This is a genomic window from Salmonella sp. 32031103-2018-00083-FB-01-SM-01, assembly GCF_017571995.1.
GTDB classification, from domain to species: domain Bacteria; phylum Pseudomonadota; class Gammaproteobacteria; order Enterobacterales; family Enterobacteriaceae; genus Salmonella; species Salmonella enterica.
This window is the reverse complement of record NZ_JAGEQL010000001.1, coordinates 895,276-908,997: the sequence shown is the minus strand read 5'-3', so window position 1 is coordinate 908,997 and position 13,722 is coordinate 895,276. Positions and strand designations below refer to the sequence as shown.

Sequence of the window (13,722 nt, the reverse complement as noted above, 5' to 3'; positions counted from 1 at the left end):
GGGTTCCCTTGTTGAGCCAGGACAAGTTTAACTTATCGCTTTCAACCCTTACGATGATAAATGATCTTATCCACCCATAATGGACATACGGCTAAATGAGTAAATTCTCAAGTAAGAGGCAGGATCTGTATCAACCAGTAAGAAGCCCCGGAAACAGCACCGGCGGAATTCCGTCAGGAAGCTCTGAAACTCGCTGAATGTACGTTGCCCACGAACGATTGTTAATCAGCGCCATAGCAAGAATAATTGTTTGTTTCACAAGGAGATAGAAAAAACTATAGCTTTGCGCCGGGGCGGAGGCAGGAGGAGATAACTCGTTGTAATAGAATGTTTTTATATGGCGACCTTAATACTGGCGCCATTTGGGATAAAATCTAATCAATTAACAAAATTGTGATCCGCTTCTAAATTACTTCTCCTGGCCGTACGGCTACCTGGAAGAATTTGTTCTGAGTCAGATTCATCACGAGAGCTTGTAAAACCCATTACGTAGCCGCAGAACATAATGGGTTACCAGAGCAAAACAGTTTATAACGTAACATAGATGCCAGACACACTACGACGCGATGCCTGTAATTGCGCATTAACGCTTCCTGCTGTTACTGTTTGTCCGCCGATCGCCTCAAGTGAGGCAGTAAAATCACCGCTGTAGGTTTCTACTGAACCGGATGATACCCGTGTGGTTAAATCTTTATAGCCATACCAGCCTCGGGCGTTGCCGATGCCCGTCCTGATACGATCGGGCAACAGATTAATCGGCGTACCGGCATCGTTATAGATGCGAATTCCTACTCCGGAAGCTACGCCGGGTTCGCCATAATGGGGGTCCAGTAGCCACGACAGACCGCCTGCGGATGCGGGTATCCCCAGCGACGAGCCACCGCCACGGCGGTGGGTTGATTAACGACAAACCCCATCGCGACATTGGCGGCACTAATGGTTGGACGTGGGCTGGATACGGCGCCGGACTCACATTCCAGGCTGACGTGGAAAGGTACCTGACTACTCCCCCCGGCGGCTAATACGCCGACGGCGACAGGGGGAATTTTCACGATCGCAGGATAATCTGTGATTTTACATAACGCGCCGCGCGCCGGTAGTGCGAAGCTGATGGAAGTACTGGACCATCTTAACGCAAAAGACGGGAAGGGGACGTTGTACTTCGCCGGGCAGGGGATGCCGCAACAGTGGGCTATGAAGCGAGAAATGCTTTCGCCCCGGTACACCACCCGCTATGAAGACCTGCTTCTTCCTGATGTTCAGGACATCCTGATTGCCTGTGTGGATGGTCTGAAGGGCTTCCCGGATGCGATAAACAGCGTCTTCCCGCAAACTTATATCCAGCTATGCATTATCCATATGGTGCGTAACTGCCTGAAATACGTGTCCTGGAAAGACTACAAAGCCGCCACCAGCGGCCTCAGGCCCGACCGAAGAGGCGGCACTGATGGCGATGGATGCGTTCGCGAAAGTCCGGGACGATAAATATCCGCAAATCAGCAAAAGCTGGCGTGCGCACCGGGAAAACCTCAATACGCTCTTCAGTTATCCGCCGGATATCCGCAAGGCCATCTATACGACAAACGCAATCGAATCTCTGAACTGCGTGATCCGTGCCGCGATTAAGAAACGCAAGGTGTTCCCAACGGATGACTCAGTACGAAAAGTTATTTATCTGGCAATCAAGGATGCGTCAAAAAAATGGAGTATGCCGATCCAGAACTGGTGGCTGGCGATGAGCCGTTTTATTATCGAGTTCGGTGACCGCCTGAGCGATCACCTTTAATAACTGGGCAGTTACACAGAATTACTGACAGGCTCATTCTTTTGTGTTGCGCATCTCTGTTTCTATTGTTTTAGATAGCCATAAGAGCTCCGTTGCTGAGAGTTTTAGTCGTGGGGTTCTTTCTTCTGTACCGGGTGGTCGCATTTCAAAACTGCAGGAACATCTGCTGAATACTGTATACTCCTGTATTTTGCATGTTGTTGAGATCAGTGTGCAATTCCTCGGTACTGGCTTGTTCTGTATAGGTCTGGAGATTTCTGGGTAGTGTCCTTGTGGACCTGAACATATGTTTTTGATTGAAAATGGCATCGTGTTTTATCCTTTACGCTGTGAAATGTTGTTTTGTGCTCTTCTGTTGTGATTGGTGATGTGACGAGATCGTCCATGCACCCTTCCTTTTATTGACGGCGTATCAGTCCATTGATGCCATGCTCGCTTAATTTGTCCAGCATCAGCAAGCCGTCGTTTTCTTTCTGCTGCAATTCAAGCAACTTAAACCGTATTTCGTTAAGTAAAGGTTTAATAACTCCGCGCTTGCGAACCACCTTTTTGATAACGTCTTTTTCGAAGTATAAACGGCAGAAGTGATTTTCATAATTCGCCTACACTCTTCACCCAGCGCTGGCAAATTTTCAACGCTGAAAGGCTGGGGAGAAGGGCGTCCAGTTGCTGAACGGAGAGCGTACCAAACGCCCTGATTCCACGTGTTATCAAACTTCATACCGTGGTTATCATCCAGACAAGGCGCTTGAGGTTGCTCATATGTTTTGGGGAAAGAGGTTCGGTGGTGGGTACTGGATATCCTGGATCGGGAAGTGGGTTCCACTGGTGCCAAATACAGGGTGCTGGTAAACCGGTGGATACCTCAAATCCTGACAGGCCAGAGCATCAGCCTGATAAAATCGTATTACTGATTTCTAACCAGTGGCACATTAATTGTACCAGCTCAGACTCCAACTGACAGTCTGCTTGAAGCGAGTAGCGGACGTGACCTGCCCCCAGAAGTAAAAATAAACTTTCTATTGATACATTTAATTAACTTACTTATAACGTTATATTCCAAATGCAAACTTGTTCAATTGGATATGTATGGACATTCAAATTACACATCAAGTTACTGAATTTGATAAAGAAGAACTATTAACCGGATTAAGACGCTACAATGCTCAGTTCGTCGATTTTAGTAAAAATGGGCAGCTTGGGGTCTACTGCAGAAACGAAAGCGGCGAAATGGTAGGCGGATTAATTGCTGACAGAAAAGGTCCGTGGCTCTGCATCGACTATCTTTGGGTAAGTGAATCTGCAAGGAGCAACGGTCTGGGGAGCAAACTTATGGAGATGGCCGAAAAAGAAGGTTTGCGGAAAGGCTGTGTTCATGGACTTGTAGATACCTTTAGCTTCCAGGCTCTCCCTTTTTATGAAAAACAGGGTTATATACTTCAAATGTCGCTACCGGACTTTCCTAAAGTAGGTTCGCAAAGGCATTATTTAATTAAGCCTGGTTTATAGCTTTGCTGCATTTGAATACCCATAGTTTTATGAAAGCTGCAATCAGGTGGCTTTAAAATATATCGTACTGGTGGCCTGTACACACTATGATCAGCGTCCGCTTCTGGCACAGGGCGGACAGTCAGATTAGGTTTGGCACTGTGCCATAGATATGTCAGCTCACATTTGAGCTAATACCCCCTGGCACGGCTAGAGGTACTCAGACAGCCGCTTGTAGGCGGCATGGTCCGGATACAAAAACATATTGCGCTGTTATATAAACTGTAAACTGGGCTGTGCGTATAATACGAATCTTTCACTCAGAGAAACCTGCTGACAGCGTTAGTACTCCATTAATTAATTTTATACTAAATCTCTGGGGTATGGCACAGGCGTTTAGAAGACAGTTCAATTGCGATCTGCTGGCAGGGATTTCGTCGCGCCACTCAAAAATGCGCAGAGTTTTTCACCCGTCGTCAATGGCTCAATGGGCGTTTTTCCGAGAGCGGTCTCAGTCATGACGATGGCAGGACCAATAAGCATGGACCATACTTCGCTCGCGTCTTGCTCAAGCGATGTGAAGGCAAGGAACAGTGTCTTATCTGAAGGAAAGCGGTGCTGAGTATTAAAAAGTTTCAGCCAGGCGCGGGACTGCCGGTCGGCCTGTGCTGATCGCGTACCGAAGCGGAGTACTCTTTTTAGTATGGTGATACCCACAATGCCTGGCCCCAGAATAAAGGGACTCCCGACGTTTATGGTGACGCCGACCCCGAGAAAAACGAGGGCAAATGACAGCACGTTATCTACTCTTCTGGTAAGGGTACTGTATAGCTTTTCCAGATAGTACCGGTAAAGAATTTGATAACTGATTTCATCCGTGCTCATACATCATCCAGATGGTTTTTCGATTACGCTCCGGTATGCTCCCGGAATCCTGACAGATTCTGCAATTATGCCACACTTCCTGGAGGGTATTAATTAGATAGAATATAAATAGCAGGCAAATATTTTGAGCTTTTAGTCGATATCGCTTTGAAAATCATTTCTCCTGCACCAGGAGATGCTGTTGTCGGGAATCGTGTCAAACGTTGCTGCGCCGGTCGGACTGCACAGGGTAACTCTCGTAGTCAGACTCTCATTATGGTCTCTAAATGGATAATCCGCAGTCGTAACACGCCGAATGTCACGACTGACGCTATTATTACCCTGGCTTGTTAAAGCGGCATGACCACATTTTCTATATATAATAATTGGTTGTCTTTCGACCAGTATTGTCGAGTTTTTTGGTTTAATTCAACAATCCATTTAAAAACGCCTGCTGTTGCCAGATCGGTACAGTATTTTTCATAGGAATGTTCCCCCGAAAAGTGTTTGGCTGAAGTCAATTTTATTAATTTCGTATTTGGTGTTGAATTGACTTTAATCAGCTTTCTATTGCTTTTAATAGAAATGAAGTGGCCTGCATGAGTGATAATTTTCACATTACCGGTAGCAACAAAATAGATGTAATAAGCGATATTATTATATTCCAGATCGATTAGAAATGCGTTGAAATTTGCATCCTTTCTGACGCGCTCGAAAAAGTGGTTAAGCATAAGCTGTAATTCCATTTGTTAACCTATTGTAAGTTATAATGTTATATGTTGTGTTAGAGTATTGTTGCTTAAAAGCAGCCATACAAAGATGTTACCTAAAAGCAATAATAATCGCTCGGTATCATATAGTTTACGTTATGATTGGAATAGTGTTGCAATTGTTACTGATTATTTCTCGTAGCGCGTTTTTTTGACCACTAATAGATGCGTCAATCCATTTCATTTGTAGTTTTTCTGAACGCCATGAAAAGTCATAATATATAAAAATCAGTTAATTAATTGATGTTTAGATAAGGATTACAGTGGCGGAGAGGTTTGGCGTGGCGACTTTATAGGTTTTGAAAAAGCGGCTAACTCGCTGGCAGGATAATTGGTCGCCAGCCTGTGAATGGGGGCAAAATCGTAACAATATCAGCATAAATAATAATATTCATGAATGTTTTGTGTGACGCAGCAGTTGAATTGAAGTGATGTTTTGCCTGTTCAGGATTGTCCCGATAAAAATGTTCCTCGATAAAAGTCGATCACCTTGCGCCGAAAAAAAACAGGCTAAGTGACAGAAGAACAAAATCCATCAGGAAAATAAAATTTATAAAGATCAATGAGTAAAAATGGTTGTGGAGAAGGTGGCTATTTTTTGAAAGCAAGAAATATAAATAAAGTGTAGCTATGCATAGTTATCTAAAAGGAGAACTACCGTGACTAACATAACACTATCCACCCAGCACTACAGAATCCATAGAAGTGACGTTGAACCAGTAAAAGAAAAAACAACGGAGAAGGACATTTTTGCAAAAAGTATTACTGCCGTTAGAAATAGCTTTATCAGCCTGTCGACGAGTTTGTCAGATCGCTTTAGCCTGCATCTGCAAACAGACATACCGACTACCCATTTTCATCGTGGGAGCGCCTCTGAGGGGAGGGCAGTATTAACCAGTAAAACTGTTAAAGATTTTATGCTGCAAAAGCTCAATAGCCTGGATATCAAAGGTAATGCGAGTAAAGATCCGGCCTATGCTCGTCAGACATGCGAAGCCATATTATCAGCCGTGTACAGTAATAATAAAGATCACTGTTGTAAATTACTCATCAGTAAAGGGGTCAGTATTACCCCCTTTCTGAAAGAGATAGGAGAGGCTGCGCAGAATGCGGGGCTACCTGGGGAGATAAAAAATGGTGTATTTACTCCAGGTGGGGCAGGGGCGAATCCTTTTGTCGTCCCCCTCATTGCTGCAGCGAGCATTAAATATCCGCATATGTTTATAAATCATAATCAGCAGGTGTCTTTTAAAGCGTATGCTGAGAAAATCGTTATGAAAGAGGTTACGCCGCTGTTTAATAAGGGGACGATGCCGACGCCACAACAATTTCAGTTAACTATAGAAAATATTGCGAATAAGCATCTTCAGAATGCCTCCTGAAGATAGCAAACACAATACCGCTATTAACCGTATGAATTAATAGCAGATTTTCTGAAACTATATATTCATTTTTATGGCGACGTTTTTAACAAAACGTCGTCATATTTATTTTAATATAAAAATCAAATGGATACACTTAAAACTTAAAATAATTGTTATTACTCTAAATGCCGGTATAACCAGACAGCTTTTTTTGAAACGCTGCGTGTTGTTAAGTCTATGATACCCGCGCACGGATGATGTCTCGATAAGGATTAATGGTCTGTTAACTGTCAGGAGAGGTTATGCCACCTTTAAAAAAAATTGTGCTGCGCCTGTTTGTGGGGGCGATGGTCGCCACGGTAACGACACCTGCATTGGCGCTGGTTTGCCTTGAGGATCACTCCGCTAAAGAGTGTGCTATATCGTGTGCTGAGGTGATGTGGTTTATGTTTCCGATATGCTTTTAAGGAGGAAGAATATTGAACGTGAACAGGCGATAGTGAGTAGCTCGCTGCGCCAGGGGATAATACTCCCCTGGCGCAGCCAGTTATATTTTAGTGCGGTGATAACAAAGCATTTACTCACTACTGATGAAATTCGCTATTTACAACAGAGCACGCTTACTAAGCAAAAAAATCTGCACACGCTATCTTTTTATATCTGTCCTGGGTAATGAATGACAGGAAAAACATGATGCGGCCTGAAGAGATTTATCAGCAAATAGAGGCAAAGAATTGGCGGCATGTCTGGGTGGTTGGCGATATTCACGGCTGTTTTTCAATGTTAATGAAAAGGTTACGTGAGTGTCGATTTGATCCGCAACAAGACTTGTTAGTTTCTGTGGGCGATCTCATTGATAGAGGCCCGGACAGCCTGGGCTGCCTGGCTTTACTGCGTGAGTCCTGGATGACGGCGGTTCGCGGCAATCATGAACAAATGGCGCTGGATGCGCGGGCCTCATCGCAGTCGACGCTGTGGTTGATGAATGGTGGCGACTGGTTTACCCGCCTGACCGCTGAACACGCTGCGCAAGCTGAAGCGCTTTTTATCCTTTGTCAGCGACTGCCCTGGATACTGGAAGTTCGCTGCCGCCATAGCACGCATGTGATCGCTCATGCTGATTATCCAGCGTCAACCTATCAATGGCAAAAAAAGGTCGACTTACATCAGGTTCTCTGGAGCCGCGAACGGCTCATAAATAAGCGCGGTGGGATTAGCGGAGCCGATCATTTTTGGTTTGGCCATACGCCGTTGCGTCGGCGCATGGATTTTGCCAATGTACACTATATTGATACGGGCGCGGTATTTGGCGGGCAATTGACGTTAGCGCGGATACAATAGCGGCATCAGCGACCAGGGTTAAAAATCGCTATATTGCTGCGCAGGTCGCCAGAAGCCGTCGATAAAATCCTCTACCGGAAAACAGCCGCCATGGCGAATCCGTTGATCGTCCATCGAATAAAGACATTGCTGCTCGGTATCGTAGATGTCCACGACAATATCCTCGCATCCTCCATCCAGGTAACATACAAAAAGTACCAGCGCGAACATTACATCCTCAATGTTAACTACTTTACACGATAGTGTAGGAGAGGTTAGCGCAGGGGGGAAATGAGAAAAGGAAGAATAAATAACCCGCCTGGCGACGGGTTCTTTTTGAGTCAGGCAAGACGCATGACCCAGGCATCAGATTTAGGATCGTAATGATTACGGAACAAAACGGAATGTTCCCCGTTGAGAATGGCGGGAACGCTGGTTTCGGCATCCCAGGCGTCCAGTTGCATACATAAATCCGGATCGGATTTACAGGGGATTGTTAACGTTCGCTCCCCCGGCGATTCGCCATGTAATTCGGCATCGTCGATTTCAAAAGCGCCAATGCGCACACTGGTTTTCATCATCGTGCTCTCCGTTAATACGCTAATTGTGGTACGACCAGTTTAGCCGTCCATTTTTCAGCGTAGTCAACGTACGCAAAAGCGCCAGTCAAAAAGTGCGGTTTTTTTGTGCGCTTTTAGCTATTACCAGTAAAGAGTTTGCCATCACGTACCAGTTCACGCGGGTAACTGTTCTTTATTCTGGCGCCGATACGTTTTGCCAGACCAAGCGGCTGATGCTGGAATGTCACCAGGACATCATCAGCGGCAGGGGGTGTTTGCGGATAAATATCCCGACCGCGATACCACTCCTCCGCCTCTTGCGCAGAAAGCTCGAACGCGTGAGCATGAGTCGGGCAGGCAAGGGCTATCGTCGCCTCATGCTGCCAGCGATAGCCTTTATTATGACTTTCAGCCAGCTTAATACCGAGCCGGGAAAAACGGACTTTTCCGATCAGTGATTCAATCTCTGCCGGGAACAGCCAGACCTCTTTATCACGCTGCCAAAGATGGAGATTTTCATCCCACAGCAGTCCGACGGCGTTGGCCGCCTGGGTAACGTGTAATGCTTCGCGGCCTTTGAGGGGGGTAAAAGGAAATGCCCCCACTTTATACCCCGGCGCGGGCATGGCTGGAAGGGATGACATTTTACGCAGACGTGCGACAAAGAATCCTTCGCAGTCGTAAATTTGCGGGAAGACGTGCAGGAAGCCTTCCGGGGTGAGGGCGCGGTCAGCGTCAGGAAACAGATCACCCAGCGGCAAAAATTCAACGGCGTCGGCGTAGGTCTCTTTCAGCCAGAGGCAGACCGCTTCGTTTTCCTGGCGATTTAACGTGCAGGTGGAGTAGACCAGCGTGCCGCCGGGTCGTAAAGCATGAAAAGCGCTGTCGAGCAGTTCCCGCTGTGTCGCCGCGATATCCAGATTGCTTTCTGGCGACCAGTTTTTTAGCGCATCAGGATCTTTACGTACTACGCCTTCGCCAGAGCAGGGCGCATCCAGCAGGATAGCGTCAAACATCTCCGGTAACGCAGCGCCAAATACGCGGCCATCGAAATGCGTCAGTGCGGTATTGGCGATTCCACATCGGCTGATATTAGCGTGCAGAACTTTGACGCGGCTGGCCGAAAATTCGTTGGCCAGAATGGCGCCGCGGTTCCCCATGCGGGCAGCGATCTGCGTGGTTTTGGAGCCAGGCGCCGCTGCCATATCCATGACCCGCTGCGGATGATTATCATCGGCGAACAGGGCCGCGACCGGCAGCATCGAACTGGCCTCCTGAATGTAAAACAGGCCGCTTAAATGCTCAGCGGTACTGCCAAGCGGCAATGCCTCTTCATCATCGCGCTCGATCCAGAATCCTTCATGACACCACGGAATTGGCGTGAGCGACCAGCCGTAGGGCGCGATTAGGGCAAGGAAATCAGCCACGGATATTTTAAGCGTATTGATGCGTATACTACGGCGCAACGGGCGTTGGCAGGCCGAAATAAATTCATCAAAAGAGAGCGTGGAAGGCATTGCTTCACGCATTTGCGTCAGAAAAGCGTCAGGAAAATAGACAGCGTGTTGAGCCACAGGTGTATCGCCGGCAAAAAAACAGGCGCGCAGTGTAGCATAAAACGCTCCGGCGCGAGTACGCCGGAGCCTGGTGTTTAACGTGGCAGAGCGGTGCCCCATTCACGCCACTCTTTCGGTTCGCTCTCTTGTAACAGGAAATGCTTACCGGCTTGCGCTTTTGGCGCCAGCGGCGTACCTGGTGGAGTAGCGAAGGCGATACCGCCACGGATGAACTGATTAAATGTCCCCGTTTTCACCACGCCGCCGGTCAGACCAAAGTCGAGACTATAGCCGGAGGCGAGCCAGAATACGGAGTTATTACGCACCAGATATTGGTAACGCTTACTGATGCGCAAGGTGATCATCACGCGATCGGAGAGCGACCCCAGGGACATTCCGGTGACGGTTCCCACTTCGATACCGCGGAACAGGACGGGGGTGCCAATATTAAGCGAGCCTGCTTCTGGCGCCTCTACGACGATGCTTAACCCATCCAGATAGCGTGAGTCGGTAATCGTGGCTTCCTGCAGTTCAAAGTCGCGCCGCGCCGCGCCGCGTCCTGGCTCAACGTTAATATAGGGCTGGAGAATCGTATCCAGATGCTCGACGCCCGCCGCGGAAATTTGTGGCGTAATAACGGAAAAACGTGTCCCGGCGCGGGCAAATGTCTGTACGTACTCCGGATAAAGTACGGCTTTTGCCTGCACTTCATTACGTGCGGTGATCAATTCCAGCGTCTGGATCTGGCCGATATCAATACCGAGGTAACGAATTGGCATCCCTTCCGCCAGTTTTCCGGCGTCGAACGCGTGCAGCGTAATTTGTCCGCCTACCGCGCGAGCGGAGGTTTCTGAAGCATAAAGAATGCGTTTATCGCCTTTGTGCCGGCTGGCGCTGGCGCCGCTCAGGTTATCAAAACTAATGGCCCCTTTCAGCGCGCGGGAGAGTGGCGAGGCCTGTACCGTTAGGCCGCTGCCGTTAAGTTGCACCTTCGCGCCGCCTTCCGCCCAGAACACGCTATTGCTGGTTAACAGGTGGCGATATTCCGGCTTAATATGCAAGTCGATGTCAAAGGTATTGGCGCGTGGGCGAACGGTGATGACTTCGCCTACCTCAAATTTTCGATACAGCACGACGGAACCTGCCTGGACATCCGGCAACGTTTCGGCCGTCAGCGTTAAGGTGGTAGTCGGTAAGTCACTGAGGCTATTTTCCAGCGCTTTTTCCAGGTTAGCATAGAGCGGGTAGGTGGATTTCATCTTCCCGCTCGTACCGGGTAAAATACGAATTCCGCCGTCAATCCACTCGCTGGCGCTGGCGCCGAGGAACTCTACGCCGTCAAGGCCGACTTTGACATCCACCCGGCTGTTGACCACGAATTTACTGTCGCCCTGTACCAAATCCCGGTGCTGCGGTTCAATCGCGACGATGAATGACACGCCTTTACTGGATAAGTTGCGCTCAATGACCTGGCCAATTTTTACGCCATGTAAAATTAACGGCTGGCCCGGTTCGATGCCGTAACTCTCCTGGGCCGTCAGCGTCAGGGTTAAGGCATTCGCCTCATGCAGCAGGGCTTTTTCACCCGGCACCACCACAAATTCACTGCGCGGTTCGCCGTCGCCCGGCACCAGCTCGAAGGTTTTTCCGGTTAACAACGAACTGATATTCGCGTCACTTAGCGACAGTTTGGGATTGCGTAACTCAATGCGCGTATTTTCCCGCATCAGCGGAACAACGCTGGGATCGACGGTCATCTCTCCAGTGACTTTACCGCCAGGGTTGAGCGTCAGTTTAGAAAGCTCACCCACCTCCAGTCCCTGGTACATGAGCGGCGTAGATTCCGCCTTCAGACCGTCTCCGCTGGGCAGCTCAAGTTTAACGATTACCCCTCGTTGGCTGTGGGCTAAATCTTTATATAAGCCGAACGTGTCATCCTGGGCGGCGGGTTTGGAATTGTCCGGCGAGTCAAACGCAATCGCGCCATTGACCAGGGCCGCGAGGCTCTCCAGTTTCACCTTCGCGCCGCTCAGGCTTAGATCGGCGTCAATGCCGGAGACATTCCAGAAACGGCTGCCTTTTTTCACCAGATCGGTAAACCGTCGCTCAATTAGAACGTCAATCGTCACGCCTTGTTTGTTAGGGTTAATCGAATAGTCATACACCCGTCCGACAGGGATTTTACGGAAATAGACCAGTGAACCGCTATTAAGCGAACCGAGATCCGGCGCATTGAGATGAATCATCAGATCGCCGTTGCTAAGCCGGTATTTAGGCTGAGTATCCAGGGCGACGAAATGATCTCTGGGCTTGCCTTTACCTGGCATCATACCGATGTAATTCCCGCCGACCAACGCATCCAGGCCGGAAACGCCCGCCAGCGAGGCTTTGGGCGTCACCAGCCAGAATTGCGTCTCTTCGCGCAACGCATCTTCCATATCTGATTTGATACTGACGCGAACTTCAATTTTGCGCAGATCTTTGCTCAGGCTGACATCTTCCACGGTGCCGACTTCTACTCCCTGATAACGAACGGGAGTCCGGCCTGGTACGATACCATCCGCTGACATAAAATCGATAGTCACGCTATTGCCGCGATCCTGGTAGCTATCCCATACTAGCCACCCTGCGATCATTAGCGCGATAAGCGGTAGCAGCCAGAAAGGTGAAATACGGCGTTTGGTTTTAATTTGCGCTTCAGTCTTCGAAGCGGGCGTTTCCTGACTCATGTGCATCCCAAAGTAAGCGGCTATCCAGCCATTCCACTGCAAGAATAGTCAAAATTACCGCTGCGCCGAAATAAAACGCAGCCGGTCCCATAGTAAAAGCCAGAATCTGATCGCGATTAATCAGAGACATGGTTAACGAGATAACGAAAAGATCCAGCATCGACCAGCGGCCTATCCATGTCACCAGACGCAGCAACAGAATTCGCGTCCGCAGTCCCTGTTCGCATTTAAAATGGATACTCAACAGTAGCGTAAACATCACGATGACTTTGGTAAACGGCACCAAAATACTGGCGATAAAAACGACGGCGGCGACGGCGATATTGCTGCTGGCAAGCGACATAATGCCCGACAGGATAGTATCTTCCTGACGCCCGCCGTTAATGTAGATTACCGAGATAGGCAGCAGGTTTGCCGGCAGCAAAAAGACAATAGACGCCAGCAAGGCCGCCCAACACTTTTGTATGCTCTGTTTTCTGCGTAACCGTAGCGGAATATGACAACGCGGGCAGCGTCCTTTCGCATCCGGATAGCCGCTAAAGTGGCAGCCAAGACAGACGCGCAATCTTTCGTCCGCACGTTGAGCAGGGCGCTGCGGATAAAATCGTTCCCATAGTTGCTCCACATTCAGATGAATCATAGTCAGAATGCTAAGAACCACCAACGAGACGAACGCTAAAAGCCCGATGCCCGGCTGCAGAAAGGCATAGTCCTGCACTTTGATAGAGGCAACGCCAATACCGACCAGATAGATGTCCAGCATCACCCACTCTTTCAGTTTTTCCAGCATCAGCAGGACTGGACGCAGATTCATGCCGAGGAGGCTGCCAAACCACAGATAAGCAATTGAAAAAACCAGAATAAGCGGCGCGCCCACCACGCAAAAGAGCACCATTGCGGCGGTTAACGGATCGCCCTGCTGCGTCATTTGCCAGATGCCGTGCATCACATTGGCATCAATGCGTACGCCCAACAGGTAGATATGGAGTAACGGTTCGCTCCAGGCAAACGGCATCAATAGCAGCATGGTTACCGCCATCGCGGTCAGCCGCGTCAGCGACCAGTCGCGCCCATCGCGAATTTTGGCCTGGCAACGAGGACAATAAGCGCTTTGATGAGCGCTCATCTCCGGCAAGCTGAACAGCATGTCGCATTCAGGGCAGCGCTGATAGTGGCTGCGCGGCAGCGCTTCGCTAATTGACCTGATCGTTAGCTTTTTTGTTGGCGTGACGTGTGAGGTGTTCAGAGCCATGTATCGTGAATCAAAGTGTTAGAATAATGTAAT

General features: G+C 48.7%; 14 protein-coding genes and 3 pseudogenes. 7 read left to right on the top strand and 10 right to left on the bottom strand.

All coding sequences use genetic code 11. The features are described from left to right. Window positions 1-528: 528 nt before the first annotated feature. Window positions 529-1,148: pseudogene (locus J4614_RS04495) on the bottom strand (fimbrial protein); the annotation flags it as partial. On the opposite strand from J4614_RS04495, the pseudogene J4614_RS04490 reads away from it, so the two are divergent. Beyond that, window positions 1,081-1,248 (top strand): annotated as a pseudogene (locus tag J4614_RS04490) (DUF4113 domain-containing protein); the annotation flags it as partial. The pseudogenes J4614_RS04495 and J4614_RS04490 sit on opposite strands and share 68 nt — an antisense overlap. A gap of 9 nt (window positions 1,249-1,257) precedes the next feature. Continuing rightward, a pseudogene (locus J4614_RS04485) lies at window positions 1,258-1,786 on the top strand (transposase); the annotation flags it as partial. Between the two features lie 145 nt (window positions 1,787-1,931). On the opposite strand, the gene J4614_RS04480 reads toward J4614_RS04485, so the two are convergent. Together J4614_RS04480 and J4614_RS04475 are read right to left on the bottom strand one after the other, a co-directional pair. After that, the gene (locus J4614_RS04480) at window positions 1,932-2,072 is read right to left on the bottom strand and encodes a hypothetical protein (protein WP_001576018.1); all 141 of its coding nucleotides are present in this window, start codon (window positions 2,070-2,072) and stop codon (window positions 1,932-1,934) included. Between the two features lie 165 nt (window positions 2,073-2,237). After that, on the bottom strand, window positions 2,238-2,507 hold the full coding sequence (locus tag J4614_RS04475) for a hypothetical protein (protein ID WP_077909932.1): 270 nt from the start codon (window positions 2,505-2,507) through the stop codon (window positions 2,238-2,240). 368 nt (window positions 2,508-2,875) lie between these two features. Here J4614_RS04475 and J4614_RS04470 point away from each other — a divergent pair, with 368 nt between their 5' ends. Next, window positions 2,876-3,295, top strand: coding sequence for a GNAT family N-acetyltransferase (locus tag J4614_RS04470; RefSeq protein ID WP_000354406.1), 420 nt, complete (start codon window positions 2,876-2,878; stop codon window positions 3,293-3,295). A gap of 387 nt (window positions 3,296-3,682) precedes the next feature. Here J4614_RS04470 and J4614_RS04465 read toward each other — a convergent pair whose 3' ends face one another. Both J4614_RS04465 and J4614_RS04460 read right to left on the bottom strand, forming a co-directional pair. Then, window positions 3,683-4,159 carry a hypothetical protein gene (locus J4614_RS04465; RefSeq protein WP_000102091.1) on the bottom strand — a complete coding sequence of 159 codons (477 nt, stop codon included), beginning with the start codon at window positions 4,157-4,159 and terminating at the stop codon, window positions 3,683-3,685. A gap of 329 nt (window positions 4,160-4,488) precedes the next feature. After that, window positions 4,489-4,884, bottom strand: coding sequence for a DUF1398 domain-containing protein (locus J4614_RS04460; protein ID WP_000422881.1), 396 nt, complete (start codon window positions 4,882-4,884; stop codon window positions 4,489-4,491). A 683-nt stretch (window positions 4,885-5,567) separates the two neighbouring features. Between J4614_RS04460 and sopE2 the strand changes: the two genes are divergently transcribed. From sopE2 to pphA, 4 genes are all read left to right on the top strand, one after another. Then, window positions 5,568-6,290 (top strand): SPI-1 type III secretion system guanine nucleotide exchange factor SopE2, encoded by a 723-nt coding sequence (gene sopE2 / locus J4614_RS04455; protein ID WP_023258028.1) that lies wholly within the window; start codon window positions 5,568-5,570, stop codon window positions 6,288-6,290. 284 nt (window positions 6,291-6,574) lie between these two features. Continuing rightward, window positions 6,575-6,739: a hypothetical protein gene (locus tag J4614_RS04450; protein WP_001134857.1), complete on the top strand. Its 165-nt coding sequence runs from the start codon at window positions 6,575-6,577 to the stop codon at window positions 6,737-6,739. Beyond that, window positions 6,730-6,945: a hypothetical protein gene (locus J4614_RS22295; RefSeq protein ID WP_024143539.1), complete on the top strand. Its 216-nt coding sequence runs from the start codon at window positions 6,730-6,732 to the stop codon at window positions 6,943-6,945. Before J4614_RS04450 ends, J4614_RS22295 begins: the two co-directional genes overlap by 10 nt. Window positions 6,946-6,962: 17 nt before the next feature. Further along, complete coding sequence (gene pphA, locus J4614_RS04445; RefSeq protein ID WP_023214463.1) at window positions 6,963-7,613, top strand: protein-serine/threonine phosphatase; 651 nt, start codon at window positions 6,963-6,965, stop codon at window positions 7,611-7,613. Window positions 7,614-7,631: 18 nt separating this feature from the next. Here pphA and J4614_RS04440 read toward each other — a convergent pair whose 3' ends face one another. The 5 genes from J4614_RS04440 to yebS all read right to left on the bottom strand — a co-directional run bounded on the left by J4614_RS04440 (window position 7,632) and on the right by yebS (window position 13,689). Then, entirely contained in the window at window positions 7,632-7,823 is a 192-nt protein-coding gene (locus J4614_RS04440) for a DUF1482 family protein (protein ID WP_000457838.1), read from the bottom strand. A 110-nt stretch (window positions 7,824-7,933) separates the two neighbouring features. After that, window positions 7,934-8,170, bottom strand: a complete 237-nt coding sequence (locus tag J4614_RS04435; protein WP_024131167.1) for a YebV family protein — start codon at window positions 8,168-8,170, stop codon at window positions 7,934-7,936. 116 nt (window positions 8,171-8,286) lie between these two features. Next, window positions 8,287-9,726 carry a 16S rRNA (cytosine(1407)-C(5))-methyltransferase RsmF gene (gene rsmF / locus J4614_RS04430; RefSeq protein WP_001530936.1) on the bottom strand — a complete coding sequence of 480 codons (1,440 nt, stop codon included), beginning with the start codon at window positions 9,724-9,726 and terminating at the stop codon, window positions 8,287-8,289. A gap of 77 nt (window positions 9,727-9,803) precedes the next feature. After that, window positions 9,804-12,437: a PqiB family protein gene (locus J4614_RS04425; protein ID WP_001552668.1), complete on the bottom strand. Its 2,634-nt coding sequence runs from the start codon at window positions 12,435-12,437 to the stop codon at window positions 9,804-9,806. Further along, the gene (gene yebS, locus J4614_RS04420) at window positions 12,406-13,689 is read right to left on the bottom strand and encodes a membrane integrity lipid transport subunit YebS (protein ID WP_001207293.1); all 1,284 of its coding nucleotides are present in this window, start codon (window positions 13,687-13,689) and stop codon (window positions 12,406-12,408) included. Before yebS ends, J4614_RS04425 begins: the two co-directional genes overlap by 32 nt. Window positions 13,690-13,722: the final 33 nt, after the last annotated feature.

Coding starts and splice junctions, on each gene's coding strand:
- J4614_RS04425 (WP_001552668.1), bottom strand. CDS start 12,437: ATGAGTCAGGAAACGCCCGCTTCGAAGACTGAAGCGCAAATTAAAACC.
- J4614_RS04480 (WP_001576018.1), bottom strand. CDS start 2,072: ATGTTCAGGTCCACAAGGACACTACCCAGAAATCTCCAGACCTATACA.
- yebS (WP_001207293.1), bottom strand. CDS start 13,689: ATGGCTCTGAACACCTCACACGTCACGCCAACAAAAAAGCTAACGATC.
- pphA (WP_023214463.1), top strand. CDS start 6,963: ATGATGCGGCCTGAAGAGATTTATCAGCAAATAGAGGCAAAGAATTGG.
- J4614_RS04460 (WP_000422881.1), bottom strand. CDS start 4,884: ATGGAATTACAGCTTATGCTTAACCACTTTTTCGAGCGCGTCAGAAAG.
- J4614_RS04465 (WP_000102091.1), bottom strand. CDS start 4,159: ATGAGCACGGATGAAATCAGTTATCAAATTCTTTACCGGTACTATCTG.
- J4614_RS04470 (WP_000354406.1), top strand. CDS start 2,876: ATGGACATTCAAATTACACATCAAGTTACTGAATTTGATAAAGAAGAA.
- J4614_RS04440 (WP_000457838.1), bottom strand. CDS start 7,823: ATGTTCGCGCTGGTACTTTTTGTATGTTACCTGGATGGAGGATGCGAG.
- J4614_RS04475 (WP_077909932.1), bottom strand. CDS start 2,507: ATGAAGTTTGATAACACGTGGAATCAGGGCGTTTGGTACGCTCTCCGT.
- J4614_RS04450 (WP_001134857.1), top strand. CDS start 6,575: ATGCCACCTTTAAAAAAAATTGTGCTGCGCCTGTTTGTGGGGGCGATG.
- J4614_RS04435 (WP_024131167.1), bottom strand. CDS start 8,170: ATGAAAACCAGTGTGCGCATTGGCGCTTTTGAAATCGACGATGCCGAA.
- J4614_RS22295 (WP_024143539.1), top strand. CDS start 6,730: ATGCTTTTAAGGAGGAAGAATATTGAACGTGAACAGGCGATAGTGAGT.